The sequence below is a fragment of the Rhizobium sp. BK176 genome (assembly GCF_024808055.1).
Genome location: NZ_JANUBV010000002.1, coordinates 485,209 through 510,499 on the forward strand (window position 1 = coordinate 485,209; position 25,291 = coordinate 510,499).

Here is a 25,291-nt window from a genome sequence, read left to right on the forward strand (position 1 = left end):
GCTTACCGACGACAACTAAGGTCCCAAACTAAAAAAGCCCCGCAAAGCGGGGCTTTTCGAAAGCGTAATGCTCACCTTAGTTGAGGCGGCTCTTGACGTTACCGATGGCGTCGCTGAAGAGCTCGGACTGAACCTTCGTGTCTGCCTTCTTCGCCAGAACGTTCTCGGCAGCGGCAATAGCCAGATCGACGGCAGCGGAACGAACAGCCTTCATCGCGTCGGCTTCAGCCTGCTTGATCTTCTGTTCGGAAACGGCCGTGCGGTTGGCAACGAATTCTTCCGTTTTCTTCTTGGCTTCAGCCGTCAGCATTTCGGCTTCGCGCTCGGCCGCAGCAACGATGTGTGCGGCTTCGGCTTCAGCTTCCTTGCGCTTGCGCTGATACTCGGCCAGCAGATGCTGGGCCTCTTCACGCAGACGCTTGGCTTCCGACAGTTCGTTGCGGATCTGATCAGCACGGTCGTCCAGCGACTTTGCCATCATACCCGGAACCTTCAGGTAGACAACCAGCGCCAGGAACAGGACGAGGCCGACAAATGCGAAGAATGTTGCGTCGAGTGCAAATTCCATCGATCAAGCCCCCTTCTTGATGTCTGCAACCGCAGCGGCAACATCTGCCTTCGCGGAGGTGCCGATCAGCTGTTCTACGACGGCGGTTGCGGTTTCTTCAGCGATCGCACCGACGTCCGCGAACGCCTTCGCCTTGATGTCGGCGATGCGGCCTTCGGCAGCCTTCAGCTTTTCAGCCAGGCTTGCTTCAACGGCCTTGCGGTCGGCTTCGGCCTTCAGCTTGGCAGCGTCGCGGGCTGCGGTACCGATCGAATTTGACTTGGCGCGGGCTGCGGCCAGCTCGGCTTCGTAAGCGGCAACGTCGGCGTCGGCCTCCGCCTTCAGGCGGCTTGCCTCACCGAGATCCTGCGAGATGCGGCTGTGGCGCTGCTCGAGAATATTGCCGATGCGCGGTGCGATGACCTTTTGCATGAGCACGAAGAAGGCGACAAACGTAATCGCCAGCCACAGCAGCTGCGAGGGGTAGGTCTTCGCATCGAAAGGCGGGAATACGCCGCCACCATGATGCTCGGCTGGTACGCCGGTCTCGGTGTGGACATCGCCTGCAGCCGGGGCGGCATGCGCGTCTGCACCAGTTTCTGCGGTTCCCGCCGGGGCCTCTTCGGCGTAAGCCGGGGTCACAAAAAACATGCTCACCTCCAGGTGTACTGCAAATGCAAAGGATCACGGCATGCGGGCTGCAGGCCGTGATCCTTCAATGCGCCTGTATTAAACGGCGAAGAGCAGGAGGAGAGCGACGAGCAGCGAGAAGATGCCCAGAGCTTCCGTAACGGCGAAGCCGAAAACCAGACGGCCGAACTGGCTGTCAGCGGCAGACGGGTTGCGCAGCGCGCCGGACAGGTAGCTGCCGAAGATGTTGCCGAGGCCGAGAGCCGTACCGGCCATACCGAGGCAAGCCAGACCTGCGCCGATGTACTTTGCTGCGATGGGATCCATATTTTCACTCCTTTGAAATGGTTGTTACGGCGAATTGACTGACGCCCATGGACGTCAACATCGGTATCCTTAGTGGCCGCCCGGATGGATCGCGTCATTGAGGTACATGCAAGTCAGCACCGCAAAGACGTAAGCCTGGAGGAAGGCAACGAGGAACTCGAGACCGGTCAGGGCGACCGTCATGATGAGGGGAAGGATGGCACCGCCAACGCCGAGCGCACCCAGCGCTCCAAGCGAGGCGACGAAGCCTGCGAACACCTTCAGGGTGATGTGGCCAGCCAGCATGTTGGCGAAAAGACGAACGGAGAGCGAAATCGGGCGGGAGAGGAAGGAGATGATTTCGATCGACACGACCAGCGGCAGAAGAATGCCCGGAACGCCCTGCGGCACGAAGATATTCAGGAAGTGGAAGCCGTGCTTATAGAAACCGTAGACCAGAACCGTACCGATGACGAGCAGCGCCAGCGCGAAGGTCACGATGATCTGGCTGGTGATCGTGAAGAAGTACGGGAACATGCCGAGCAGGTTTGCAGTCAGCACGAACATGAAGAGCGAGAAAACCAATGGGAAGAACTTCATCCCCTTGGACCCGGCGCCTTCCTTCAGCATGTTGGCGATGAACTCGTAGGACATCTCGGCCACCGACTGGGAACGGCCCGGCACGATCGCCCGATTCGACGTCGAGAAGTACAGAAAGCCAGCAGCGACGGCAGCAGAGGCCACCATGAAGAGCGATGCATTCGTAAACGAGAAATCAATTCCACCGACTTCGATCGGCACAATCTTCTGGATCAGGAACTGATGGGTCGGATCGTTAGACACCGCTTGTTCTCTCTATCTTTAGCCCGCGCAAGACGGGATTATTGCACTGGATCGAACGCCGGAGCGCCCTGCCCTATTTTCCACCATTCTCGCGGCCGGTCGGATCTGGCTTTGCAACCTTCCCCGCAGCCCGCAGAACGTTCAATACACCGGCACAAAATCCGAGAAGAAGAAGAACAATCAATCCCCAAGGCGCCGTGCCGACAAAACGGTCGAGGACATAGCCAAGAACGGCACCGACAACGATAGCGGAGATGAATTCGCTCGAAAGCTTCATCGCCTGGGCATAGCCTTTGCGGCTCGCCTCGGCGCTGGCTTCGATAGCCTCTTCCTTCCCCGCTTCAACACGCTTGGTTGCGAGCTCCGCCCCCAATTGCGCCCGGCGCTTTTCTAGACCTTCCTCGCGGTCGTCCGTCATGGTGCTCTCCTCCGCCAGCCGCTGTCCGCGATCCCGCTACCCCGGTTTTCCGGACAACGACCCCAAGGTTTGAGAACCTTTCGGCCCGTTCTGAAGTCGCGCGCAACATAGTTTTAGCAAAAAGCATAGTCAAGGCGTAGGCAGTCGATGTCCAGCCATAAAATAGACAAGAGAAAACATACGCTTAGGCCGATCCTGGCGAGGTTAGCCAAAATCGACCGAAAGAATCCGCTTTCGCGTGCAGCGATGAGACGCGAAATCGCGCTGAGATCGGCTTTTCCTCAGCTCCAGCCGCCGCCGTAGGTGCGGTAGAAGACGTGCAGGCCGATGCGGCCGACCTTTTCCATCGTCTTTGCCCATTTCGGGCGGACGTAGACAGCATGATAATGCGTTGCCGAGCCTACCTGCGGGAACCAGATCTTGCCGGCGGTAACAGCCATGGCGACTTCGCGGGCGATTCTCCAATGATACTGCGAGTTCACACGATCCTTGATATTGTCGCAGGCAAAGGAGAATTGGCAGCGATTGCGCCAATCCTCGTTCTGGTAGACGACGCCGCAGATGGTCTTCGGGTAGGCGGGATTGCGAACGCGATTGAGAATGACCTGGGCGACAGCCGCTTGTCCCTTCACCGTTTCGCCACGCGCTTCGAAGTAAATACCGGACGCCAAGCACTGCTGCTCGGCTGCCGAGAATACTGAAGGCGGCAGAATGCTTGCCGCCCAAGCGTGATCGCGCGGACCGATCTGCGGCACGAAGCGGCCATCGTCGGCCTTGTCGGTCAAAATCGAATCGAACGGCGACTGGCGAGCGTAGTCCGGAGCGGCCGGCGCATATGCCGTCGCCAGGACATCGGCCTTGGAGTTGGTCACGAGACCGGCCAGCATCGGTGAGACGCCGCGATCCGGTCTCGGCGGCTCCTTCTTGTAGAAATTCGTGGCGATCTGGATTTCCTTACCCTTGATCTTAGGCTTCACGAAAGCCGACCGATCCTTCAGGTCCAAGCTCGGCTGAAAGAGCAGGCGTGTTCTCTGGAGAATAGAGCCGGCGGAAAAATCCTTGGGCGGCTGCACCTTTTCAACAGCGACGACGCGGCCCTTCTTGAGTGGGCGATTGACGCGGTCTTCGTCCGGCGAGGCCCCATGCCCCTTCTCCTTCGCCATGAAGGCGACCTTGCGGCCGTCGGGCAGAACCATGCCTGCCCCGGCCGCGATCGTGCCGGTCACAACAGGATCGGCAAAGGTCAGCTCCGCCTGATGGATCGAGCCGGCCGGCGAATTGGTGAGCACCATCCGCCAGTTCTCCCGACCCTGATCGAGGCCGGCAAGCAAGGCAGCGAGGTCCGCATGAGACGCCACAGTCGGCGACATCAGCCATCCGCAGACGCCGAAGAGCGCGGGGGAACTCCAATTTTGAAGCAAGAGGCGCAGCTTGCCACGGGAACGGCTATTTCGACGCAACGCGAAGACTCCGGCATGAGACGCATGAACATGCCGTTGAAAATGTCTCATTAACCTTGATGCTTGGTTAATGCGGATGCCGCGCGACGGCGAAAGCATTAGCAACAGGCAAAATAAAAGCCCGGTCGATGCCGGGCTCCTATTGAAATGATTTTGCTCGCTTAAATAATGACGTGCGAGCCGAGCTCCACGACGCGGTTTGCGGGCAGCCGGAAGTAGTCCGACGGATTTGCCGCGGCATTGGCAAGCGCGATGTAGAGGCGGTCCTGCCAGTAGGGCATACCGGACTTGGCATCGGGAACCAGCTTGCGGCGACCGAGATAGAAAGACGTCGACATGATGTCGAACTTCAGCCCGGTCTTCCGCAGCGTCGCAAGCGCCTGAGAGACATTCTGCGATTCCATGAAGCCGAACAGCAACTCGACGCGCGAGAAGCGCTCTGAGATCTGCTCGACCTTGTAGCGATCGGCGCTCGACACGCGCGGCTTGTTGATCGTGCGAATGGTCAGGATGACGTTCTTGTCGTGCAGAACGTGATTGTGCTTCAGATTGTGCAGCAGCGCCGCGGGTGCCGATTCCGGATCGCTGGTCAAGAAGATCGCGGTGCCGGGCACCTGCGCCGGGGAATGGTCGCTCTTGCGCTCGATTGAACTGACGAAAGACGCGAGCGGGATGTCGGTATGGCGAGTCTTCTCGAGGAGAAGCGCCGAGCCGCGGCGCCACGTCCACATGATGATCGTAACCACGGCCGCAATCAGCACCGGAATATAGCCACCATCGTGAATCTTCAGCAGGTTGGCGCCCAGGAAGATCATTTCCAGACAAAGCAGCGGCGCAAGCGCCGCAGTTGCAACCAGGATCGACCAATTCCAGCGGACGCGGACAAACTCGAAGGCCATGATCGAGGTGACGACCATCGCGCCTGTCACCGAGATGCCGTAGGCGATTGCCAGCGCATCCGATGTCTTGAAGCTGATGACGAGGAAGATGACGCCAAAGAAAAGCACCGCATTTACAGACGGGACAAAAATCTGCCCCGTATTCGTCTCGGAGGTAAAGAGAACCTCCATCCGCGGCAGGAAGCCGAGGTTGATGCCCTGGCGGACGAGCGAGAAAGCACCCGTGATGACGGCCTGGCTGGCGATGATTGTGGCGGCAGTCGCCAGGATGACGACCGGCAGCAACGCCCACTGCGGGTACATCAAGTAGAAGGGATCCGACATCGCTGCGGGATTGCCGAGAACGAGAGCGCCCTGCCCCAGATAGTTCAGCGTCAACGCAGGGAAGACCAACGCAAACCAGGCCCACTGGATCGGCCGACGGCCAAAGTGGCCAAGGTCAGCATAAAGCGCTTCCGCACCCGTCACGGTCAGGAACACCGCGCCGAGCACGACGACACCATAGAATCCTTCGTGCAGCAGAAAGCTGACTGCATAGTAAGGATTGAAGGCGGCGAGGATGCCGAAGTCATCGGAGATATGCGAAATGCCCGCGGCGGCCATCACGATGAACCAGAGCGCGGTGATAGGTCCGAAGAAACGGGCCATGGCACCGGTCCCCCGCGACTGGACTGCAAACAGCAACGCCAGGATGAAAACGGAAATCGGCACGATGTAACTGGTCAGACTTGGCGCCACGAGCTTCAGACCTTCGACGGCCGACAATACCGAGAGCGCCGGCGTGATCATCGCATCGCCAAGGAACAGCGCCGCCCCAACAAGGCCGAGCAGCATCAGCATCGCGGTATGCCCGTTTGCGGTCTTCATCAACAACGCAAGCAGGGAAAGCGTACCGCCCTCGCCTTCGTTGTCGGCGCGCAACAGGAAGAGCACGTACTTGATGGTGACGATAATGGTCAGGGCCCAGATCATCAGCGAGATGAGGCTGATGACCTCGAAGCGAGTGAGGCCGTCGATCGCGACGGGCTTCAACGCTTCGCGGAATGCGTAGAGCGGGCTGGTACCGATATCGCCATAGACGACGCCAACGGAGCCGAGCGCAAGGTAGAACAGCTTGCGCGGCTTCATTTTACGTTCGTGTGAATGGCTGCCTTCGTGCATGAAATGAAAACAGGCTCTTCAGAGCCAGCCTTTCCATCGAAAAAAGAAGAAGGGAATGATGGCGGATAACACCATCAGCCCAATCGAATACGGATATCCGTGGGCGAAGTGCAGTTCCGGCATGAATTCGAAATTCATACCGTAGATGGAGGCGACCAGGGTCGGCGGCAAGAACACCACGGACGCGATCGAAAAAATCTTGATGATCGAGTTCTGCTCGATGTTGATCAGGCCAAGCGAGGCGTCGAGCAGGAAGGTAATATTGCCAGCGATGAAGGACGCATGCTCGTTGAGCGACTGAATATCGCGAGAGACCGTCCGGCAGAGTTCCTTGGTGTCACGATCCTGCTGGACCGCGGGGACATTATAGAAAAACGTCATCAGCCGCGACAGCGACGCGAGACTATCGCGGATCTTGCTGACGAGGCGATGATGGCCGGCAATGTCCCTAAGCTTCTCTTCGAGATAGTTCGACGGCTTGCGAACCTTCCTCGCACGGTCGCCAAACACATGCGTCGACAGAATGTCGATACGGGCAACCGAAAGCTCCAGGATTTCCGCGGTGCGATCGATGACGGTTTCAAAGAGCTTAGCCAGCAGTGCCGCACCGCTCCGCCACTGTTGCGGTACGCGATGAAGCGCGGCGATGAATAGTGAAAAGGACTTCGGCTGTGCGTAGCGGATCGTGACCATCCGTTTGCCAACCAGGATGAAGGCAACGTCGGTCAGGGTCGGCGCGTCCGTTTCTACCTTCCAGACGAGAGACGCCGTCATGAACACGGCATCGTTTTCGACGTAGAGGCGGGCCGACGGTTCGATATCCTTGAGATCATCGCGTGTCGGGACTTCGATGCCCAGCACCCTTTCGACGAACATCTCCTCGTCACGCGATGGCTCGACCAGGTCGATCCACATGACGTCGTCGCGCAAGGAACCTTGCGACAAATCGCGAATTTCAACCGGCTTGCAATCGGAACAGTAGGCCGCGATCACCGGTTGGACCTCCGGTAATCCGGGCGTGTTGCGCACATCGCTGTCTTCATCGAACGCCCTTCCACGGCGCGCTGCCCGCGAGAGCGCGTGGGATGCAAGTTCCAGATTGTAACGAAAGCGATTGAAGAAAGTTCATATGACTCCCGGCACATCCGGCGACCGCCGAGATATGCAACGTGCTCAACCGCATCGCAGTCACCAATCCTTCGACCAAGATAACTCCGAGTATGCAGGCGGCCAGTCCCACCGGCCATCATCGAGCATTCGCAACACGCCGCCCTCATGGCGACGGCGCGCCATATGACGGAAAGCTGCGAAAGAATCAAGACATCTTACGTTCACCGCGCCGTTTGACCACATTTCCTCCGCAATTGGGAGTCTAGCGGCGGCGAAGCATTCACTCGAAAACGATGGCCGGCGCGGCCTTCTGCGGCTGCACGTCGAGCTGCTGCCAGACCTTGGCGGCGATCTCGCGATAGATGCCGGCGACGATGCCGTTGGGCTCCGTTGCAACCAGCGGCGTTCCGGCGTCGGAGGTCTCGCGAATGTTCATCGTCAACGGCACTTCGCCGAGGAAAGGCACGCCGATGCGTTCAGCTTCCTTGCGAGCGCCGCCATGACCAAAGATATCGTAACGCGTGCCCGTGTCGGGGGCGATGAAATAGCTCATGTTCTCGACGATGCCGAGCACGGGAACCTCGACCTTCTTGAACATGTTCAATCCCTTGCGGGCATCGACGAGCGCGAGATCCTGAGGTGTCGAAACGATGACGGCGCCCGCGAGCGGTACCTGCTGCGCCATCGTCAGCTGCGCATCGCCTGTGCCCGGCGGCATATCGACGACAAGGACATCTAGTTCGCCCCAGGCAACCTCACGCAGCATCTGCATCAGCGCCGATTGCACCATGGGGCCACGCCAGATCATTGCCGTCTCCTCGTCGACGAGGAAGCCCATTGACATCACCTTCAGCCCGTAATTTTCCATGGGGTTGATGATGCGGCCATCGATCTGGGTGGGGCGGCCGGAGATCTTGAGCAGGCGCGGCATCGACGGGCCGTAAATATCGGCGTCGAGAATGCCGACCCGCAAGCCATTGGCCTGGAGGCCGAGCGCAAGGTTGACGGCGGTCGTGGATTTTCCCACACCGCCCTTGCCGGAGGCAACGGCGATGATCGAGCCAATACCGGGAACGCCGAGCTTGCCGGCGCGGGGCTGCTGTTGCGGCGCGTGGGCATGGCCGTGATGCTCATGTCCAGCCTGCGGCTGCGGGCGCGAGACCGGCGCCGAACCCGCACCAGCCTTCTTGTCCGCCGTCAGCGCAACCAAGGCTCCCTTGACACCCGGCATTTCCTTGATGACCCGTTCGGCGGCGAGACGAAGAGGCTCCAGCTCCTTGGCGTTCTCCGCAGGGACCGTAATGGAGAAATAGACCTTGCCGTCGGAAATGAAGACATCAGAGACCATGCCGAGCTCGACGATATCGTGTTCGAGATCGGGTCCGCGGACCGTCTTCAGCGTTTCGAGAACTTGTTCCTTGGTGACGCCGGTCATTCCATCCTCACTGCCTATGTTGGCATTCTAGATAGAGGAGCGCCGCGTCTTCGCCAAACAAAATCGGCGGTCGACGCAGCAAATGAGGAGCGAGTTCAACCGGAAGGCCGATGCGTCCATCAAGTCCGCCGGGCTTTCGCCCTGATGGTTACAACAGCCTTCCGGGATACCGAGGCAAGCCTTGCCACCTAGAGCAAGCACGGCAAAAGGCCAGTATAAAACGTGCATCGGGCGCTGAAGGTTTAGGGTTTGCGGGCGGCGGCGTGTCCCAAAAGCAACAACCGCCGCCGACGCCTTAGCCCGAGATCAGACATAGTAGCGTCGGCCGACGGTGTGCGGGTCGCGCCGTTTATCCGGCGTCGTGACCAGGTCCCCTCTGGACCGCTGCAAACAAAGAAGCAGAAAACGTGCCAGATGGCAAACATCCGCGAAAGCCGATGTGCACCGGGGACAAAGTCGTGCGCATTGGTGAAGTTTTAGGCGCGCGAGCCCAGAATTTGCCCACCCTACTTTATGAGTCCGATCCGCAATGCCTTGGCGACGGCCTGCGTACGGTTCACAGTATCGAGCTTCTTGGTCGCACGGTTGAGATAGTGGTTCACCGTGTGCTCGGACAGCGTGAGGATTTCCGCAATCTCGACACTGGTCTTGCCGGCGGCAGTCCAGTTCAGGCAGTCAATCTCTCTGTCAGTCAGGGTTTCCGTGACCCTGTTGTCGTGGCTGCGAATTTCCGCCAATCGGTCGAAGACGTGGATGGAAATATAGTGGAGTTCGCGCATTTCCTCCGCGCTGAATGCCTCACGGTCACCCGAAAACGATACAGCACCCCGGCTGCCAGAGGGCTCATGCGCCGGGAAATAGGCACAACGCATCATGCGGAAACGTTCAAAGAGGGCCTTGACGATCCCTGCCTTGCCATCGGGCCTTTCCAGCTTTACCTGCGACACGTCGTTGAAGAACGGCGTGGTCGAGGTCCGCAGCCGCTTCATGACCGGACTATTGGCCACCAGCCCCTCATGGTCGTAAGCCGCCAGCAATTCCACTGGCCAACTCGAGATGACTGTACTGTTCTGCAGATTGACGGCTGTCACCGAGGGAATGTTGAAGACCATGAAGGCCCGCGCTCGATAGGCTTCCGTCACTTTCTTCATGAAGCGGAAAATATCGAACTGCGTTTTCAGTCCGGCGATCTCGCTAACGTGGACGTCCACGGAAGATCCTGGCTGCGATGGATTCATTTATTTATTCAACTCGAATAGATGGAATGTCTGATGGATGTCGTCTCGTCGTCGCAGCTAAGTTTGCATCGCCGGTTAACGATTAACCCAGCACATACACCCCAAGACGGGGGATTGACGAGCGTAAATTGTGATGATTCGTCAGAAAATCACAATATTTTAAGCTTCAACCTTGTATTGGGCGACATTGAGTAAGGTTTAGCGGCGTGGACCAAGTCCAATGCGCATGGCTTCTCTGATCTGTTCTGCCGTCTTCCGGATCGGGGCCGCCCATTCCGAAAGCCTTTCCATCGTAAGCCGATAAGCCGGCCCGGTTACCGATACACCACCGACAAGCGAAAGGTTTTCGGACCAGATAGGGGCGGCGACACAGCGAATGCCGACTTCGTGCTCCTCACGGTCGAAGGCATGACCTTGCTTGCGTATTTCCTCGATCTCGGCAAGGAGAGTGTCCGCCGTATGCGTATTTGCGGTGAACTGGTGGAAGGCAAGGTCGGCCACCAGTGCCGCAACCCGCTCTCTCGGCAATATCGACAGGGCTGCCTTGCCGACACCTGTACAGTAAACCGGCGAGGTGTTGCCAATCTGCGAGTACATTCTGACAGGCTGCTGGCCTTCGAACTTGTCGAGGTAGATGATCGAGCTGCCGCGAAGCACACCAAGATGAACCGTTTCGCCCGTCAGATCCTGGAGGGCCCTGAGGTGAGGCTCGGCTATGAGGCGAAACTCGTTGCGCGCCCAGCTGCGAGAGGCGAGATCCAAAAGCCGCAAGCCAGATGAGTAGCGGCCGTCGGCATCGATCTCAAGAAGACCTTCTTCGACGAGATGGCTTAGCTGACGATGAAGCGTGCCGCGCGGCTGATCTGAAAGCGCCAATATGTCCGTGAACCGCATGGGACCGTCGGCATGGGTCACCACGTCGAGAAGGACCATCAGCTTGCCGAGGGTGCCGGTGTCGCGCCGCCCGAGCTCATTCTCTTTTGCCGCACTCATCGTCGCCCCAAATACCTTGACAGAGAGGCCACGCTAGTCGGATAATTCCACATAGTCAAATAGAGTTCCAAATAATAGAACAGAATAGCGTCGGGAGGACGTAGTGACGGCTATGCTTGCGCAGTTTCCTGAATTCAGGGATCGAAGCGTGCTGATTACCGGAGGCGGGTCCGGCATCGGGGCAGCGATTGTCGAGGGGTTCGCCCGGCAAGGGGCCAAGGTTTCGTTCATTGACGTCGCCGAGGCGGAAAGCCATGACCTCGTCGAACGGCTGTCGCGCGACACCCTTCACCCGGTTCGCTTCCACAAGGCGGATTTGCGTGACGTTGCAGAGATCCGCAGGACGGTCGATGAGGTCGTCGCTCACTCCGGCCCAATCAGCGTTCTCGTCAACAATGCCGCGCGCGACGACCGGCACGATTTCGAGGCCGTGACCGAGGAATACTGGGACGACAACCAGGCGACCAACCTGCGCCATGTCTTCTTCACGACCCAGGCTGTTGCGCCCTCGATGCGCGAAGCAGGCGGCGGTGCGGTCATCAACATGTCGTCGATTGCTTTTCTGCTCAACATGCCGGAATTTCCCGCCTATTCGACGGCGAAAGCCGGCGTGATCGGGCTGACAAAGAGCCTGGCCGGCAAGCTTGGGCCTGACAACATCCGCGTCAATTGCATCCTGCCGGGCATGATCGTGACGGATCGTCAGATGAAACTCTGGCTCACCGAGGAAGGCATTGCGCGGACGGTGCATCGCCAGTGCATCAAGAAAGTTCTGCACGCCGACGCGATCATCGGACCGTGCCTGTTTCTGGCGTCAAGCTGCGCGGCAGCAATCAGCGCACAATCTCTTATTGTCGATGGAGGCATTTTCTGATGACGGATCCCGCTTATGTCGCGGTAGATTGGGGAACAAGCAGTTTTCGGCTCTGGCTGATCGCCAAGGATGGCAGCATCCTGGGCGAAAGCCGCAGCAATGAGGGTATGACGACGGCTGCAAAAACCGGCTTCGCCGAGGTTCTCGCCTCGCATCTGGCCAAGGTGAGTGCGCCGGAAAATCTTCCGGTCATCATCTGCGGCATGGCAGGTGCAAAGCAGGGATGGGTCGAGGCGGGCTATATCGACGTTCCGGCATCATTGTCCTCAATTCTGACGGGCGCAGTCGTTGTGCCCGGCCAACGCCGCGATGTCCGTATCCTTCCAGGCCTTGCCCAGAGAGATCAGGCAAGGCCCGACGTCATGCGCGGAGAGGAAACGCAGCTTCTCGGCACGCTTGGTCCGGCAAGCACCGGATCACAGGCAGTGTGCATGCCGGGCACGCATTCAAAGTGGGTCCACGTAAGGGATGGGCGGGTTACCGGCTTCTCCAGCTTCATGACCGGTGAGCTTTTCGACGCGATCTCCAAGCACACGATCCTGTCGCACGCCGTCGCCGGGGCCGATCAGTCGCCGGCAGACGAGGTCGCCTTCGAAAGTGCGATCAAGGCTGCCTATGAGCAGCCGGCAATGGCGACCAACTTCTTCTTTACGGCGCGCTCCGGCCAGCTGCTGCATAGTTTGAGCGCTGCCGCAGCACAGGCCAAGATCTCCGGAACGCTCATCGGGCTGGAAATCGCCGGCGCCATGACAAATGCGGGAGCCGGCGTCAGCATCACGCTCGTTGCCGCGGGCCGGCTGCAAGGCCTTTATGAAGCGGCCTTCAAGGCACTATCTCTGTCCTATAAGACCATTGACGCTGATACGGCAGTCCGTGGCGGCCTTGCTGCCGCCGCCAAAGCCATTTGGCCGAATTAAGAAAGCACCGAAGCAATGAACCGCATCCCCTTCCCCACGATGAAGCGTCCACTGATCGCCATTCTGCGCGGCATCAAACCCGAAGAAACCGAAAGCGTGGTCGGCGCGCTGATCGAAAACGGGTTGACCGCCATCGAGATCCCGCTGAACTCGCCGGAACCCTTCAAGTCGATCGAAATCGCAGCGAAGATGGCGCCGGCCGATTGCCTGATCGGCGCCGGCACCGTGCTGACCACGGAGGCGGTCGACAGCCTCCATTCCGCCGGTGGCAAGCTGCTTGTCACCCCAAACGTCGAGCCCGAAGTGATCATTCTTGCGCGCAACTATGGGATGGTCACCATGCCGGGTGTCTTCACGCCGACGGAAGCGCTGGCGGCAGCCCGTGCAGGCGCGACTGGCTTGAAATTCTTCCCCGCCAGCGTGCTCGGCCCTGCCGGCATCACCGCGATCCGCGCAATTCTGCCGCCGGAGCTGGTGATCGCTGCCGTTGGCGGCGTTTCAGACAAGAATTTCTCCGAGTACACCAAGGCTGGCATTCATGCGTTCGGCCTCGGCACCAGCCTCTACAAGCCGGGAATGACCGCAGCGGAGGTTGCCGAGCGTGCGAAGGCGACCATTTACGCCTATGACGCAGCGGTAGGAGCTTAAGGCGTATGACGGAAATTCACGAGTTCGCAGGCAAGACCCTTTGCAGCACCAACTCCGTGCTTGGAGAAGGCCCCACCTACGATCCGGACACGAACACGGTCTGGTGGTTCAATATCATCGGCAAGGAGTTGCACGAACTGAACCTCTCCACCGAGGAGAAGAAAGTGCACGCACTGCCGATGATGGCGAGCGTGCTCGCTCGCATAGATGCTGGGCGGCAGTTGCTTGCCACCGAACAGGGTCTTTTCATTCGTGATACCAAGAGCGGCAATCTCACCTTTTATGCGGCCCTCGAAAACGACAATCTGGATAACCGCTCGAACGACGGCCGTACACATTCTTCCGGTGCATTGTGGATCGGCACGATGAGCAAGCGCGCGGAAAATCGCGCGGGCGCCATCTATCACGTGGCCGGTGGTCGCGTGACCAGGATCTTCGACGGCATCAGCATTCCGAATTCAATCTGCTTTTCGCCGGACGGCACGATTGGCTACTTCACCGACACACGCCTCAGCCGCCTGATGAGGGTGATGGTTGATCCGCAGACGGGTCTGCCGACCGGGGAGCCGATTGTGCTGGTGGATACTATGGATGAGCCGGGTGGACTCGACGGTTCGGTCGTCGACGCCGACGGATACATCTGGAATGCGCGGTGGGGTGCGGGCGCCGTTGATCGATACAGCCCGGATGGACTGCGCATCTCCCGCTACAAGGTACCCGCCGCCCAGCCCTCCTGTCCCGCTTTCATCGGGAAGAATGGCGATCGGCTTGCCGTCACCACGGCATGGGAGGGACTGGATGACGACGCGCGGTCCATGCAACCGCAGGCCGGTTCGCTGCTCGAGCTAGAGGTCACGGTGAAGGGGATTTTTGATCCCGTTTACGCGATCTGACGCGACACACGTCGAAGTCACCAGGGCGTCCTCCGCGGGCGCCCTTTTTGTTTTCGATTCATTTGATAGCTGAGATGCCTGTAGCATTTTCGCTAAAAGTTCCGCAAAATTAGCAATTTTTGCGCGATTTTTTTCGGGAACCAATAGAAATGCCATTCATTTCAAAAGGGAGCCGGCCGGTGGCTACCGCCTGCGCAAGCTGGCGGGACACGGGCTAGAGATCACTATTTGAACTGAAAAGGTAGGTTCGAAATGACACGCAAACTCCTCACAACCGTTGCCGCTGGTGCCTTGTTTGCCACGGCTTTCGCACCGGCGGCATTCTCGCAGAGCTCGACCCAGCCGGCTGATCCGAGCGCCCCGACAACGCAGGCAGCGCCGAGCGATCCGACTGCTCCGCCGAAGGTCCCGGATGTCACAGCTCCGGCCCCGGCAGGTGACGCGGCTCAGGCGCCAGCACCGGCCGCCACGACCGACACTGCGCAAGCGGGCGGCGGGTACCTGACCGAGCAGGCTGCAGACCAGATTAGCGCCAACACCTATATCGGCCAGTCGGTCTATAACGGCCAAAACGAAAGCATCGGTAACGTCAACGACCTCATCATGAAGAAAGACGGCGGTCTAGTTGCCGCAATTGTTGGCGTCGGCGGCTTCCTCGGCATCGGCGAGAAGAATGTCGCCGTTCCGATGGATAAGATCACCGTTGCTCAAAACACGCAGGACGGCAGCGTCAAGCTGACAACCTCCGAAACCGCGGAAACGCTGAAGGCGGCTCCGGAATTCAAAACGCTGCAGATGCTCGCCGCCGAGAAGGCTCCGGCACCGGGCTCAACAGACACCACGGCGACGGGTTCGACAACGAACAAGTAAGAATACTGCGCAGTGAGTACAGCGTAACCGATGGCGTCCGACGGGGCGCCATCGGCGTTTCAGGCGCTGACGCGGTCAGCCGTATCGTAATAGTTTTCGTGCAGGAAGCGAAGCGTCGCGATACTGTCGGCAGGCTTGCCGAAGTGATAGCCCTGCCCCATGCCGCAACCAAGCGAACGCAACTTGACGGCTTCCGAATAGTCCTCGATCCCTTCGGCGACCACTTCAAGGTCGAGGCCTTCGCACATGGCAAGGATCGCCTTGATGATGTGCTCGGAGGCACGGTCGGAATTGATGCGCGACACGAAGGCGCGATCGATCTTGATCTTGTCGAACATGAAGTCGCGCAGGCGACCAAGGCTCGACTGGCCAGTTCCGAAATCATCCAACGAGATACGGACGCCTGCCTGGCGCAGGTCGGCGATGATGCGGTTTGCCGTATCGGCCGAGCCCATCACGGCGGTCTCGGTGATCTCCAGTTCCAGCCGGTGCGGGTCGAAACCAACCCGGCCGAGGATCGACAGGACGCTGCTACTCGTACCCGGATCCATCAGCTGCGCCGAGGAAAGGTTGAAGGAGAGGAAGAGTTCGCGTGGCCAGGAAAGGGCCGCTTCCGCGGCCTTGCGCAGCAATGCCTCTGATAGTGCGTCGATGAAACCGCGTTCTTCCGCGAGCGGAACGAAGACGCCTGGCGATACGAAGCCCAGATCAGGATCGTTCCAGCGCGCCAAGGCTTCAAAGCCGACGACCTGGCTGTTGGAGAGCGCAACGATCGGCTGAAAATGCACATCGATCGCGTCGGAGATGATGGCATTGCGCAGCGCCTGCTCCAACTGCGTCGCGCGCTTCATTTCCTGGACGATCTCGCGGGAATAGACGGTGATCTGGCCACGGCCGCGGCGCTTGGAGCGATAAAGCGCCGTCTCTGCGCTCTTCAGCAGCTCCTCGAACTCCTCGCCGGCAAAGGGGTAAATCGCAAAGCCGAAGGATGCCGAAAGCCGGACGTTGCGGTCGCCGAGATCATAGGGTGCCGAAAGCACCTCGCGGATCATCTGGCCGAATTTCTCGGCGCTGGCCCGCTCGAACACCAGAGGCAGCACAAAGGCAAATTCGTCGCCGTCGTGACGCGTGACCAGCGCGCCATCGGGAATGCAGGCTTTCAGCCGATGGGCGACCTGGCAGAGAATTTCGTCGCCCGCCGATGCGCCGAAGAGATCGTTGATCGGTTTGAAGGAATCGAGATTGGCGATGCCGATCGTGAAGGGCGCGGGATCGCTGGCGCGTTCCGCAGAAATCTGGGCAACCCGATCACGCATACGGTAGCGGTTACCGAGCCCGGTCAGCGGGTCGGTATAGGCCATGGTCTGAAGCTCATTCTGACTTACGGGCACCAGAGGCATTTCAGCCGACATCATCACTCAGACCCAGACTGCACACGCTGGAAGGATGGCGGGCAAGTCTTAAGAATTCGATAGTGGAACGGCCGCATTGAAACCGTGTACCGTCCCCACATTTAGGGAGTTGACGAGCTTTGTCGTCACATGGCGACCTGCCGCACATCCTCGGCAAGATACTTCTGAAAGATCCCCTGAAGAATATCGGGGCTTACCGGCTTCATGATCACGTCGTCCATCCCGGCCTTTGCACATTCGGCGCGGTCGCGCTCGAAAGCCTGGGTAAGAACACCGACGATCGGCGTTCTCGAACTGCCGCCTTCTTCTGTCTGGCGGATCAGCCGCGCCGCCTCGAAACCGTTGAAGCCCGGCAGCGAGATGTCCATCAGGATGATTTTCGGCCGGTGCTCGGTCCACAGGCGAACCGCCTCGTCGCCGCTTGGGGCAATCAGGTAGCGGTAGCCGAGACCCTCGAGGATCTGCGAAAAGACGATCTGGTTGATGTCGTTGTCTTCCGCAACGAGCACGTCAAGCGCATTTGCTTCCTCGACGGTGGTGAACTCCCAATCGGTGTCGATGCTTTCAGCGAGCTGACCACGATTGCTGCGATTGAAATGCCGAGCGATCTGGAAGGTGAGCTCGTTGGCGAGCTGGAAGCCGTCCATGACGAGCACCGGAATGCCATACTGTTCGGCGAGCTCCAGGCAACGCATCCCCAGCTGGTTGTCGATCACCAGCAGGTCGAGCGAGATGCCGGACGAGCTCGCGATTTCCAGGAAGTGCTCCTGTTCGTCCTCGCCACGCACCGAGCACGCCTCGAAGCCGTATTTCGCAAGCGTGCGCAAGGCTGCGGCTTCAGCCACGACATCCGACGTCACCACCAGGATCTTGCGGCCGGAGAAGTTCTCCGGAACGATCGCTTCCATGGCCGCCGGTTCGCGCCGCTCGCCGCTGCCATTCATCGGAACATAGGCGCGTCGATAGGAATTCTTGCTCGAGGTCATGACGCTCGATGCGAACCTGAACTCATCGAGATCGGCGCCGTCTCGCGGCAGGTCCTGCATGGTCGAGACGAGGAAATAGCGCCCCGGCTTGCCGATGCGGTGCTTGCGCGTAACGATGTCGCGTTCCACGCCGTCGCGCGCGACCTGCCGCTGGCGGGAAATCGACATTTCACCGGTGTCCAGAACATGGCGGTCGCTTTCTTCGAAACGCTGGGCGACCTCCTCGGAGAACAGGTCGCTGCTCTTGCGACCGAGTACCTCATCGACCGTCGTCTGGTACTTTTCGCAGAAGGCGATGTTGACGGCGACGTAATTCAGGTTGCGATCCTTGACGAAGAGCGGAAATGGCAGGTTATCGAGGATGTCCTCGGTAAGCTGCACACGCTCGAGATCGGAGCGCCACTGTTCCTCCCGTTTCTTGTCTTCGGAGATGTCCTGGATGACGCAGACACCGTAGCCGCTCGCAAGGCGCCGCTTGCCAAACCGAATCCAGCGATCGGTGCCGTGGCGCTCGACCGCCTCGAACCGCTCGCGCCAATGCGAGGCGATCTTCTGGGACAGCCAGTCCTCACGGCTCAGCGATCCCTGCTTGCCGCTCGACTGCGTACGGATGCCGGTGTCGTAGATCGCACCCAGGAAGTCTCGCAACCGCGTTCCCGGCTTCAGCACGGTCGCCGATACCGGAAAGAAATCGAGCACCTGACGGCTCGCGAAGATCATTTGGTCGGTCTTGTCGTAGACGATGAAAGCCGCGCCGAGGCTCTCGCAAACCGCGTCAAACAGAGCCGTCTGCAGGCTGATATCAGCCGGCATTTCATTACTCACGGATGATGCGTCCGCCTTTTCGGAGCCGGCACTCATTCTTACGCGTCCCACATCTGTCCGATTGAAACCCACTCCTCGGAAGCAAGTTGCAAAATGGCAGCTTTGTCTTAAGGCGCGCTTAACGTTAAGCAGCCCGAATTGGAGCGTGCAGAACAGCATCCGGCCAGCGCTTTCACCCTTCCCTCTGTGCCGCGAATCCAAGAGAATAGGCGCATGGCCATCAGACAGCTTTCAGAAACACTCATCAACCAAATCGCCGCCGGCGAGGTCATCGAGCGGCCGGCGAGCGCTGCCAAGGAGTTGATCGAGAACGCCCTCGACGCAGGCGCCACGCGCATCGAGGTGGCAACGTCGGGCGGCGGCAAGGGCCTGTTGCGGGTTTCGGACAATGGCTCCGGCATGGATGTTGCCGACCTTGAGCTTGCCGTGCGTCGGCATTGCACCTCCAAGATCTCCGATACGCTGGACGACATCCGAACGCTCGGTTTTCGCGGCGAGGCGCTGCCATCGATCGGGTCGGTCGCGCGGCTCAGCATTTCCAGCCGCCGCCGGGACAGCGCCGGCGGCAACGAGATTGCCATCGAGGGCGGCAGAATTACCCATCTGCGTCCATCGCCCGGCAATCCGGGCACGATCGTCGAGGTTCGCGATCTCTTCTTTGCGACGCCGGCCCGCCTGAAATTCCTGAAGACCGAAAAGGCCGAGGCTGCGGCGATCACTGAGGTCGTCAAGCGTATGGCAATCGCCTTTCCGGGCGTGCGCTTCGTGCTTTCCGGAACGGACCGCACGACGCTGGAGTTACCGGCGACAGGTGATGACCATCTGGCGCGCATGGCACAGATCCTCGGCAAGGACTTCCGCGACAACGCCATAGAAATCGACGCCGAGCGCGAAGGCATATCGCTCACCGGCTTCACCGGTGTGCCGACCTTCAACCGCGGCAACTCGGCCCATCAATACGCGTTCGTCAACGGGCGTCCGGTGCAGGACAAGCTCATCCTGTCCGCGATCCGCGGCGCCTATGCCGAAACGATCCCCACGGGCCGGTATCCTGTTGCGGTGTTGTCGATCCGGCTTGATCCAGCACTTGTCGATGTCAACGTGCATCCGGCAAAATCAGACGTGCGCTTTCGCGACCCGCAACTGGTGCGCGGCCTGATCGTCGGCGCCGTGCGCGAAGCGCTGGCGCGCGACGGTAGCCGTGCAGCGACGACCGGTGCGGACGGGATGCTGCGCTCTTTCCGGCCCGGCTTCCAGCCGGGCGCGCAGCGGCCGCAACAGCCATGGTCGGCGGCGACATCGCCCTCGCGCCCCTTCTATCAGCCCGCGACCAGCGCCTTCGGCGAACGTCCGCAGGCTTCCTTCGACGGCCTCGTGACGCCAACGGCACGCGGCGACACCGCGCCGACCGCGAGAACGCCGGTCGCGCCGGAGGAACCACCGCTGCGCTATCCGCTGGGTGCCGCCCGGGCGCAGATCCACGAAAACTACATCGTGGCGCAGACGGATGACGGCCTCGTCATCGTCGATCAGCACGCCGCGCATGAACGGTTGGTGTTCGAGACGATGCGCAAGGCGCTGCACTCAAAGCGGCTTGCCTCGCAGGTTCTCCTCATCCCCGAAATCGTCGATCTGCCCGAAGAGGATTGCGACCGGCTGATGCAGTTCGCGACCGAGTTCGGCGAACTCGGATTGGCGATCGAACGCTTCGGCCCCGGTGCCATCGCGGTGCGTGAAACGCCCGCCATGCTCGGCGAGGTGGACGCCGTGGGACTTGTGCGGCAGTTGGCTGACGAGATAGCCGAATGGGATACCGCGTCCGGTCTGTCGGCGAAGCTCGAATATGTGGCCGCGACGATGGCCTGCCATGGATCCGTGCGTTCGGGACGGCGACTACGGCCGGAGGAAATGAACGCACTGCTGCGCCAAATGGAAGTCACTCCCGGCTCCGGGCAGTGCAATCACGGACGCCCGACCTATATCGAGCTCAAGCTATCGGATATCGAGCGATTGTTCGGCCGCAGTTGAAAAAGCTGGAAATGGCCGCGGCGGCGCGTTATGGCAGGGCCTGTTACAGCCTGTAAGGAAACGGAGCGCATGAACTTGTTCGAAGGAAATGGAAACCGCGAAGCGCAGATACGCTATCTCGATGCGGATTTTCAGATCCTGTCGCCGGGATCCTATGTTGTCTGTGCGATTACCGGCAAACAAATCCCGCTCGATGAGTTGCGCTACTGGAGTGTTGCGCGCCAGGAGCCATACGCCGATGCCGTGGCTTCGCTGGAGGCAGACAAGCGTGCTGGCGTTTTGCCCAACCAGAAGCGTTAAACACAGGCGCAACACACGACCGCGGTCGCGCCTGCCGCGCCTCTTAGGCCTTGCGGCCTTCCTTTAGGCGCCGGTCTCTACAGGTGTTGATCGCGCGGTCGATTATGAGCCCCGGTGCCAGCGCATCCGCAAAGGCCATTTCCACCTCGATCACCCGGCATTTGGCGGCAAGCTCCTCGGCTTTGCCATGATGTCCGGCGAGACGGACGAAATCCTTGGACGTCGTGACGATCTGAAGACCTTCGCGCTCTGCTGTCGAGAGGATGTCGTCGACCTCGTCATCAGTCAGATGCTCATGATCACCAAACGAGCGGCGAGCCGCGACATGCGCGCCGACAGATTCGACCGTGCGGAAGAATTTCGACGGGTCAGCAATCCCCGCAAAGGCCAGTACGTTCCGGCCGGACAGTTCGGTGCTATCGCACACTTTCAGCGAAGCGGTGAAATAGGGCTTGGCAGCGCGTGCAGCGATCCGGACAATGTTGTCGGCTGCCTCGCCGGCGCCGACCTTCAAAAGCGCGGTGGCATAGCGCAGTTGCTGACGGATGGGAGCGCGCACGGGACCGCCCGGAACGGTATGACCGTTGCCTAGGCCGCGCGTGGCATCGATGACCAACAGCGCGTAGTCGATCGCTAGCCGTGCGCTCTGGAAGCCATCATCCATGATGATCAGGTCGACACCTTCCTTGACGAGGCGCTGGGCACCTTCGACGCGGCGCCGGGAAATCACCGTCAACGCTTCCCGAGCGAGAAGCAGAGGTTCGTCACCGACGGCAAGCGCACGGTGATGGGCCGGATCGACCACCGTCGTGACATCAAGCGAGCCGCCATAGCCACGGCTGAGGAAGCCGGGCTTCAGGCCCTTTGCCTTTGCCGCACGGGCGATCGTCAGTGCCGTCGGCGTCTTGCCGGCACCCCCGACGGTGAAATTACCGACGCAGATAACCGGCACCGGGACCGAGGCGCGCTTCGCATTGGCCATGCGATAGCCAGCGATACGCCCATACAGAAAGGAAATCGGATAGAGCGTCCAGGCACGCCAATCGGCTTTCGACCACCAAAACGGCGGCGCTTCGGATACCATTCTTCCCGTCCTGCCCTTTGGACGCCGAGCATCATGCTGGCGGATCTTGTCCTTAACCGGGCGAAAAGAGAGGGCAATTTTCAAGAAAAAGCAAGCCCTTGGTCAATCAGGCAAGCTGAAGGTCGGGCAGCAGCCGCTCCAGCTCGGTGATGTCGTTCAGGCAGTAGTCGGATGCGGCGGCTAGCGATTCTCGCGATCCGGTACCGGTCAGCACGGCCACGGTGATGCCGGCCTTGGCGTTGCGGCCCATGTGCAGGTCGTGGTTGTTGTCGCCGACAACGGCAACTTCGGAGGCGTCGAGGCCGGTCGCCGCGCAGAAACCAAGCACCATTCCCGGCTCCGGCTTGGTGCCGAAGCCGCTGTCGTATCCGGCCACATAGTCAATGAAGGGCGCAAAGCCAAAGCGCAGGGCGGTCTGTCTGATCGAGCGCTCGTTGTCGCTCGAGGCAACGCCGAGCCGAAAGCCACGGGAATGCAGGCGACTGAAGAACGCTGCGAGATCGGTGACCGCAACGGAAAACTCGGCGGCATGAGAAAAGAGCTCATCCAACTTGATCGTCAGCTCGATCACGTCGAGCTTCGATCCGGCCGCGATCAGTCCTTCCGAGATCTGGCGCGTGTTGCCGGCCGCGAGCAGGCTATCGGGAATAATGTGGCCTGTAACTGGATCCATACCACAGGCCAGAAGCAGCCGGTCGGCCAGTTCGACATCGCCTTCTGCGGCGATCCGTGCCAGCTCGCGATTCACCGGCAGCCAGCTCTCGTCGTAATCGAGCAGCGTACCATCCTTGTCGAAGAGGATTCCCTTGATCGCCTTCATGTCCGCTCCCGCACTCAGCGTTGTACAGCTGCCTTCGGCAGCAGCCTCGCCTTCACCGTCAGCGGATTGATGTAGGGCTCCAGGCCTTTGACCGTTGCCGTCAGTGCACCGCGCATTTCTTGCACGGCGCCGACCCCGGCCTCGATCATCTTGCGACGCGCCTCGTCGTTGGTGAGCAAATAGTGGACGCCCTTGGCGAGCATCTCGGTATCGCGCACCATGCGTGCGCTGCCACGGCGCGCCAGCTTCTGATAGGCTTCACGGAAATTCTGCACGTTGCTGCCGGACAGGACCGCGCAGCCCAGCATCGCCGGCTCCAACGGATTTTGGCCACCCTCGGCAAACAACGAGCGACCGACGAAGGCAACCTCGGTCAGGCGCAGGTACAGACCCATTTCGCCGATGGTATCTCCGAGGAACACATCAACGTCAGGAGAAAGCGCATCGCCGCGCGTCCGGCGGGCCACCTTGAGGCCCAGGTTGACGAGCTCGGCTTCGACCTCGTCAGCCCGTTCCGGATGGCGCGGGACGATGATCGTCAATTGCCCGTTTCGTTCTCTGAGAACACGATGAACGACGCCCGCCGCCTTTTCCTCCCCGTCAAAGGTGGAGATTGCCGCCCAGGTCTTGCGTTCGCCGAGCTGCTTCTTGTAACCGGCGAACACGGCAGCATCATAAGGCGGAGCGTCGGTATCCACCTTGAGGTTCCCCGACATCATGACGTGGCGCGCACCCAGATCCCGGAAGCGCTCGGCATCGACATCCGACTGGGCAATGACCAGCGCCAGGTTCTCAAACAGAGCCTCGGCAAGCGCCGGACGCCGGCTCCATCGTGCGAAGGAGCGGTCGGACATGCGGGCGTTGACGAGGATCTGCGGAATGCGGCGGCGTCCGAGTTCCATCATCGTCGCCGGCCAGATTTCGGATTCGGCAATCAGCGCGCAGTCAGGCTGCCAGTATTCGAGGAAGCGGCTGACGGCCGGCTTCAGGTCGAGCGGCACATATTGGTGGATCGCCTCTTCACCAAGACGCTCCGCGGCAAGCTTGGCGGAGGTCATCGTCCCCGTCGTCAGAATGACGTGAATGTCGCGACGGCGAATTTCGCGGATCAGCGGGATGACGGCATTGGTTTCGCCGACGCTCGCAGCATGGAACCAGACCAGCGGTCCAGCCGGACGGTCGGCACTGGCATAGCCAGTGCGTTCCAAACGGCGCGCACGATCTTCCTTGCCCTTCGCCGCCCGATAGGCAAGGTATCCGCCGACGAACGGTGTCAGTAACGTTCCCGTTGCCTGATAGGCGCCCAGCGCAAATCGCGCCATGCGACCGCTCATCTGCCAATTCTCCGATCACAAATGATCGACATAAACCCATTCCCAATTATTGTTGCGGCCGCAATGGCCAATCAGTTTGTCCAGAATGCGTCAGGCAGCAGTCGGTCGGTTCGCGGCCTTTAGACCGCGACCGCGGGAGGGTTACTGCGCGGACTTGCTTTCCGGGTCGAGCAAGCGGTGCATGTGGACGATGAAATAGCGCATGTGCGCGTTATCCACAGTCGACTGCGCCTTTGCCTTCCAGGCCGTCAGGGCCGTGGCATAGTCCGGAAAAATGCCGACGATATCGAGGTCCTTCAGGTCCCTGAACTGAACATCGTCCAAGCTTTCCAGTTCGCCGCCGAATACGAGATGCAAGAGCTGCTTTTTGCCACCGGATTCCGTCATTTTCTTCTCTTTCTGCTCTAATCTCCTCCGCCGCATCATCTGAGGGATTTTGACGGAAACGTCAACTGCCTCGTCGTTCACCAATCCCGGTCAGGAGGTCGGCGAGCCGCGGCGCGGCTGCGGCACAAAGTTCGTCGTGGCTGACTCTGGTCCGGTTATAGAGCGGTGCGCCGCCGTGGAGATCGACCAGCTGGCCGCCGGCGCGCTCGAGTATCAAGTCGGCCGCTGCGAGATCCCAATCGTGCGAATTGTGTTTGATGAAGGTGCCTTCAATCCGACCGTCTGCAACCATGGCAATGCGATAAGCCAGCGACGGTACGTACTTGACGCGCTCAATGCGATGCTTGAGGCGCTCGGGGAACGTCGCCAGGACATCTTCGGCGATGGCAAAGCGCCCGGGCGTATCGACGCTTGCTGTCGATACCGTGATCGGCCTGCCGTTCTTCAAAGCCACGCCGCCTGCGATAGCCTCGTAAAGCTCGTCCAAGGCGGGAGCGTAGAGAACGCCGGCAACGGGCCGCCCGTGGCGCACCACCGCGACACTGACGCACCATAGATCCAGGCCGGCCAAGAACGCGCGCGTGCCGTCGATCGGATCAATAATGAACAGTGTCTCCCTCGACAGGCGCTCGGCGTCGTCGTCGGTCTCTTCGGACAGCCAACCATAGTCCGGCCTAGCGACGCGGAGAAGCGATTCAAGCTTTTGGTTGGCGGCGAAGTCGGCAGCACTGACGGGTGATCGCCCCTCGTTCTTCCACCAGACTTCAGGCGATTGATTGAAATAGCCGAGTGCGACACGACCGGCTTGCCTGGCGGCATCGGCGATCAATTCCAGATCGCTCCGCCAGAGGGCTGTGTCCACGTCAGTCATGT

General features: G+C 60.1%; 25 protein-coding genes. 7 read left to right on the forward strand and 18 right to left on the reverse strand.

What is annotated here, in order from left to right; translation table 11 throughout:
* Positions 1-76: 76 nt before the first annotated feature.
* The 11 genes from FHT76_RS11655 to FHT76_RS11705 form a co-directional block, all read right to left on the reverse strand.
* Positions 77-568, reverse strand: a complete 492-nt coding sequence (locus FHT76_RS11655; protein ID WP_114711695.1) for a F0F1 ATP synthase subunit B — start codon at positions 566-568, stop codon at positions 77-79.
* 3 nt (positions 569-571) lie between these two features.
* Positions 572-1,198 (reverse strand): F0F1 ATP synthase subunit B, encoded by a 627-nt coding sequence (locus tag FHT76_RS11660; RefSeq protein ID WP_183752376.1) that lies wholly within the window; start codon positions 1,196-1,198, stop codon positions 572-574.
* A gap of 78 nt (positions 1,199-1,276) precedes the next feature.
* Positions 1,277-1,504 (reverse strand): F0F1 ATP synthase subunit C, encoded by a 228-nt coding sequence (locus tag FHT76_RS11665; RefSeq protein ID WP_016552934.1) that lies wholly within the window; start codon positions 1,502-1,504, stop codon positions 1,277-1,279.
* Positions 1,505-1,573: 69 nt separating this feature from the next.
* Positions 1,574-2,326 carry a F0F1 ATP synthase subunit A gene (locus FHT76_RS11670; RefSeq protein ID WP_016552933.1) on the reverse strand — a complete coding sequence of 251 codons (753 nt, stop codon included), beginning with the start codon at positions 2,324-2,326 and terminating at the stop codon, positions 1,574-1,576.
* 73 nt (positions 2,327-2,399) lie between these two features.
* Positions 2,400-2,744, reverse strand: coding sequence for an AtpZ/AtpI family protein (locus FHT76_RS11675; RefSeq protein ID WP_183752378.1), 345 nt, complete (start codon positions 2,742-2,744; stop codon positions 2,400-2,402).
* 281 nt (positions 2,745-3,025) lie between these two features.
* Entirely contained in the window at positions 3,026-4,204 is a 1,179-nt protein-coding gene (locus FHT76_RS11680) for a cell wall hydrolase (protein WP_183859993.1), read from the reverse strand.
* Positions 4,205-4,365: 161 nt separating this feature from the next.
* Positions 4,366-6,264 carry a potassium transporter Kup gene (locus FHT76_RS11685; RefSeq protein ID WP_259185597.1) on the reverse strand — a complete coding sequence of 633 codons (1,899 nt, stop codon included), beginning with the start codon at positions 6,262-6,264 and terminating at the stop codon, positions 4,366-4,368.
* 18 nt (positions 6,265-6,282) lie between these two features.
* Positions 6,283-7,257, reverse strand: coding sequence for a magnesium transporter CorA family protein (locus FHT76_RS11690; RefSeq protein ID WP_183860744.1), 975 nt, complete (start codon positions 7,255-7,257; stop codon positions 6,283-6,285).
* Positions 7,258-7,654: 397 nt separating this feature from the next.
* Positions 7,655-8,809: an iron-sulfur cluster carrier protein ApbC gene (apbC, locus tag FHT76_RS11695; protein ID WP_183859995.1), complete on the reverse strand. Its 1,155-nt coding sequence runs from the start codon at positions 8,807-8,809 to the stop codon at positions 7,655-7,657.
* A 506-nt stretch (positions 8,810-9,315) separates the two neighbouring features.
* The gene (locus tag FHT76_RS11700; RefSeq protein ID WP_183859997.1) at positions 9,316-10,047 is read right to left on the reverse strand and encodes an autoinducer binding domain-containing protein; all 732 of its coding nucleotides are present in this window, start codon (positions 10,045-10,047) and stop codon (positions 9,316-9,318) included.
* A gap of 198 nt (positions 10,048-10,245) precedes the next feature.
* A complete protein-coding gene (locus tag FHT76_RS11705) occupies positions 10,246-11,040 on the reverse strand; it encodes an IclR family transcriptional regulator (RefSeq protein ID WP_183859999.1) in 795 nt (264 codons plus the stop codon).
* Positions 11,041-11,152: 112 nt separating this feature from the next.
* Here FHT76_RS11705 and FHT76_RS11710 point away from each other — a divergent pair, with 112 nt between their 5' ends.
* The 5 genes from FHT76_RS11710 (at position 11,153) to FHT76_RS11730 (ending at position 15,242) form a co-directional block, all read left to right on the forward strand.
* Positions 11,153-11,914 carry an SDR family NAD(P)-dependent oxidoreductase gene (locus FHT76_RS11710; protein ID WP_210296617.1) on the forward strand — a complete coding sequence of 254 codons (762 nt, stop codon included), beginning with the start codon at positions 11,153-11,155 and terminating at the stop codon, positions 11,912-11,914.
* Positions 11,914-12,831 (forward strand): 2-dehydro-3-deoxygalactonokinase, encoded by a 918-nt coding sequence (locus tag FHT76_RS11715; RefSeq protein WP_259185599.1) that lies wholly within the window; start codon positions 11,914-11,916, stop codon positions 12,829-12,831. The genes FHT76_RS11710 and FHT76_RS11715 overlap by 1 nt, the downstream gene beginning before the upstream one ends.
* Before the next feature lie 15 nt (positions 12,832-12,846).
* Positions 12,847-13,479 (forward strand): 2-dehydro-3-deoxy-6-phosphogalactonate aldolase, encoded by a 633-nt coding sequence (locus tag FHT76_RS11720; protein ID WP_183752391.1) that lies wholly within the window; start codon positions 12,847-12,849, stop codon positions 13,477-13,479.
* Positions 13,480-13,484: 5 nt separating this feature from the next.
* Positions 13,485-14,372: an SMP-30/gluconolactonase/LRE family protein gene (locus FHT76_RS11725; RefSeq protein ID WP_183860005.1), complete on the forward strand. Its 888-nt coding sequence runs from the start codon at positions 13,485-13,487 to the stop codon at positions 14,370-14,372.
* Between the two features lie 252 nt (positions 14,373-14,624).
* Positions 14,625-15,242 (forward strand): PRC-barrel domain-containing protein, encoded by a 618-nt coding sequence (locus tag FHT76_RS11730; RefSeq protein WP_183860007.1) that lies wholly within the window; start codon positions 14,625-14,627, stop codon positions 15,240-15,242.
* Positions 15,243-15,301: 59 nt separating this feature from the next.
* On the opposite strand, the gene FHT76_RS11735 is transcribed toward FHT76_RS11730, so the two are convergent.
* A complete protein-coding gene (locus tag FHT76_RS11735) occupies positions 15,302-16,603 on the reverse strand; it encodes a bifunctional diguanylate cyclase/phosphodiesterase (protein ID WP_246712550.1) in 1,302 nt (433 codons plus the stop codon).
* Between the two features lie 176 nt (positions 16,604-16,779).
* Positions 16,780-18,501 (reverse strand): response regulator, encoded by a 1,722-nt coding sequence (locus FHT76_RS11740; RefSeq protein ID WP_183860009.1) that lies wholly within the window; start codon positions 18,499-18,501, stop codon positions 16,780-16,782.
* Between the two features lie 177 nt (positions 18,502-18,678).
* On the opposite strand from FHT76_RS11740, the gene mutL reads away from it, so the two are divergent.
* Positions 18,679-20,493, forward strand: coding sequence for a DNA mismatch repair endonuclease MutL (gene mutL / locus FHT76_RS11745; RefSeq protein WP_183860011.1), 1,815 nt, complete (start codon positions 18,679-18,681; stop codon positions 20,491-20,493).
* A gap of 69 nt (positions 20,494-20,562) precedes the next feature.
* Positions 20,563-20,793, forward strand: a complete 231-nt coding sequence (locus FHT76_RS11750; protein ID WP_007530431.1) for a DUF2093 domain-containing protein — start codon at positions 20,563-20,565, stop codon at positions 20,791-20,793.
* A gap of 43 nt (positions 20,794-20,836) precedes the next feature.
* On the opposite strand, the gene lpxK is transcribed toward FHT76_RS11750, so the two are convergent.
* From lpxK to FHT76_RS11775, 5 genes are all read right to left on the reverse strand, one after another.
* Positions 20,837-21,877 carry a tetraacyldisaccharide 4'-kinase gene (lpxK, locus tag FHT76_RS11755; protein WP_183860013.1) on the reverse strand — a complete coding sequence of 347 codons (1,041 nt, stop codon included), beginning with the start codon at positions 21,875-21,877 and terminating at the stop codon, positions 20,837-20,839.
* A gap of 106 nt (positions 21,878-21,983) precedes the next feature.
* Complete coding sequence (locus FHT76_RS11760; RefSeq protein ID WP_183860015.1) at positions 21,984-22,697, reverse strand: HAD family hydrolase; 714 nt, start codon at positions 22,695-22,697, stop codon at positions 21,984-21,986.
* A 14-nt stretch (positions 22,698-22,711) separates the two neighbouring features.
* Positions 22,712-24,031 (reverse strand): lipid IV(A) 3-deoxy-D-manno-octulosonic acid transferase, encoded by a 1,320-nt coding sequence (gene waaA / locus FHT76_RS11765; protein ID WP_183860017.1) that lies wholly within the window; start codon positions 24,029-24,031, stop codon positions 22,712-22,714.
* A 141-nt stretch (positions 24,032-24,172) separates the two neighbouring features.
* The gene (locus tag FHT76_RS11770; RefSeq protein ID WP_113571286.1) at positions 24,173-24,418 is read right to left on the reverse strand and encodes a DUF4170 domain-containing protein; all 246 of its coding nucleotides are present in this window, start codon (positions 24,416-24,418) and stop codon (positions 24,173-24,175) included.
* 61 nt (positions 24,419-24,479) lie between these two features.
* The gene (locus FHT76_RS11775) at positions 24,480-25,289 is read right to left on the reverse strand and encodes a 3'(2'),5'-bisphosphate nucleotidase CysQ (protein WP_183860019.1); all 810 of its coding nucleotides are present in this window, start codon (positions 25,287-25,289) and stop codon (positions 24,480-24,482) included.
* Positions 25,290-25,291 lie beyond the last annotated feature (2 nt).

Bases quoted from the DNA above. Each gene is read 5' to 3' on its own strand.
- FHT76_RS11735 (WP_246712550.1), bottom strand. From the start codon at position 16,603: ATGGCCTATACCGACCCGCTGACCGGGCTCGGTAACCGCTACCGTATG.
- mutL (WP_183860011.1), top strand. From the start codon at position 18,679: ATGGCCATCAGACAGCTTTCAGAAACACTCATCAACCAAATCGCCGCC.
- FHT76_RS11705 (WP_183859999.1), bottom strand. From the start codon at position 11,040: ATGAGTGCGGCAAAAGAGAATGAGCTCGGGCGGCGCGACACCGGCACC.
- FHT76_RS11715 (WP_259185599.1), top strand. From the start codon at position 11,914: ATGACGGATCCCGCTTATGTCGCGGTAGATTGGGGAACAAGCAGTTTT.
- FHT76_RS11710 (WP_210296617.1), top strand. From the start codon at position 11,153: ATGCTTGCGCAGTTTCCTGAATTCAGGGATCGAAGCGTGCTGATTACC.
- FHT76_RS11660 (WP_183752376.1), bottom strand. From the start codon at position 1,198: ATGTTTTTTGTGACCCCGGCTTACGCCGAAGAGGCCCCGGCGGGAACC.
- FHT76_RS11760 (WP_183860015.1), bottom strand. From the start codon at position 22,697: ATGAAGGCGATCAAGGGAATCCTCTTCGACAAGGATGGTACGCTGCTC.
- FHT76_RS11770 (WP_113571286.1), bottom strand. From the start codon at position 24,418: ATGACGGAATCCGGTGGCAAAAAGCAGCTCTTGCATCTCGTATTCGGC.
- FHT76_RS11720 (WP_183752391.1), top strand. From the start codon at position 12,847: ATGAACCGCATCCCCTTCCCCACGATGAAGCGTCCACTGATCGCCATT.
- FHT76_RS11665 (WP_016552934.1), bottom strand. From the start codon at position 1,504: ATGGATCCCATCGCAGCAAAGTACATCGGCGCAGGTCTGGCTTGCCTC.
- FHT76_RS11655 (WP_114711695.1), bottom strand. From the start codon at position 568: ATGGAATTTGCACTCGACGCAACATTCTTCGCATTTGTCGGCCTCGTC.
- FHT76_RS11775 (WP_183860019.1), bottom strand. From the start codon at position 25,289: ATGACTGACGTGGACACAGCCCTCTGGCGGAGCGATCTGGAATTGATC.
- waaA (WP_183860017.1), bottom strand. From the start codon at position 24,031: ATGAGCGGTCGCATGGCGCGATTTGCGCTGGGCGCCTATCAGGCAACG.
- apbC (WP_183859995.1), bottom strand. From the start codon at position 8,809: ATGACCGGCGTCACCAAGGAACAAGTTCTCGAAACGCTGAAGACGGTC.
- FHT76_RS11730 (WP_183860007.1), top strand. From the start codon at position 14,625: ATGACACGCAAACTCCTCACAACCGTTGCCGCTGGTGCCTTGTTTGCC.
- FHT76_RS11675 (WP_183752378.1), bottom strand. From the start codon at position 2,744: ATGACGGACGACCGCGAGGAAGGTCTAGAAAAGCGCCGGGCGCAATTG.
- FHT76_RS11750 (WP_007530431.1), top strand. From the start codon at position 20,563: ATGAACTTGTTCGAAGGAAATGGAAACCGCGAAGCGCAGATACGCTAT.
- FHT76_RS11725 (WP_183860005.1), top strand. From the start codon at position 13,485: ATGACGGAAATTCACGAGTTCGCAGGCAAGACCCTTTGCAGCACCAAC.
- lpxK (WP_183860013.1), bottom strand. From the start codon at position 21,877: ATGGTATCCGAAGCGCCGCCGTTTTGGTGGTCGAAAGCCGATTGGCGT.
- FHT76_RS11685 (WP_259185597.1), bottom strand. From the start codon at position 6,264: ATGCACGAAGGCAGCCATTCACACGAACGTAAAATGAAGCCGCGCAAG.
- FHT76_RS11740 (WP_183860009.1), bottom strand. From the start codon at position 18,501: ATGAGTGCCGGCTCCGAAAAGGCGGACGCATCATCCGTGAGTAATGAA.
- FHT76_RS11700 (WP_183859997.1), bottom strand. From the start codon at position 10,047: ATGAATCCATCGCAGCCAGGATCTTCCGTGGACGTCCACGTTAGCGAG.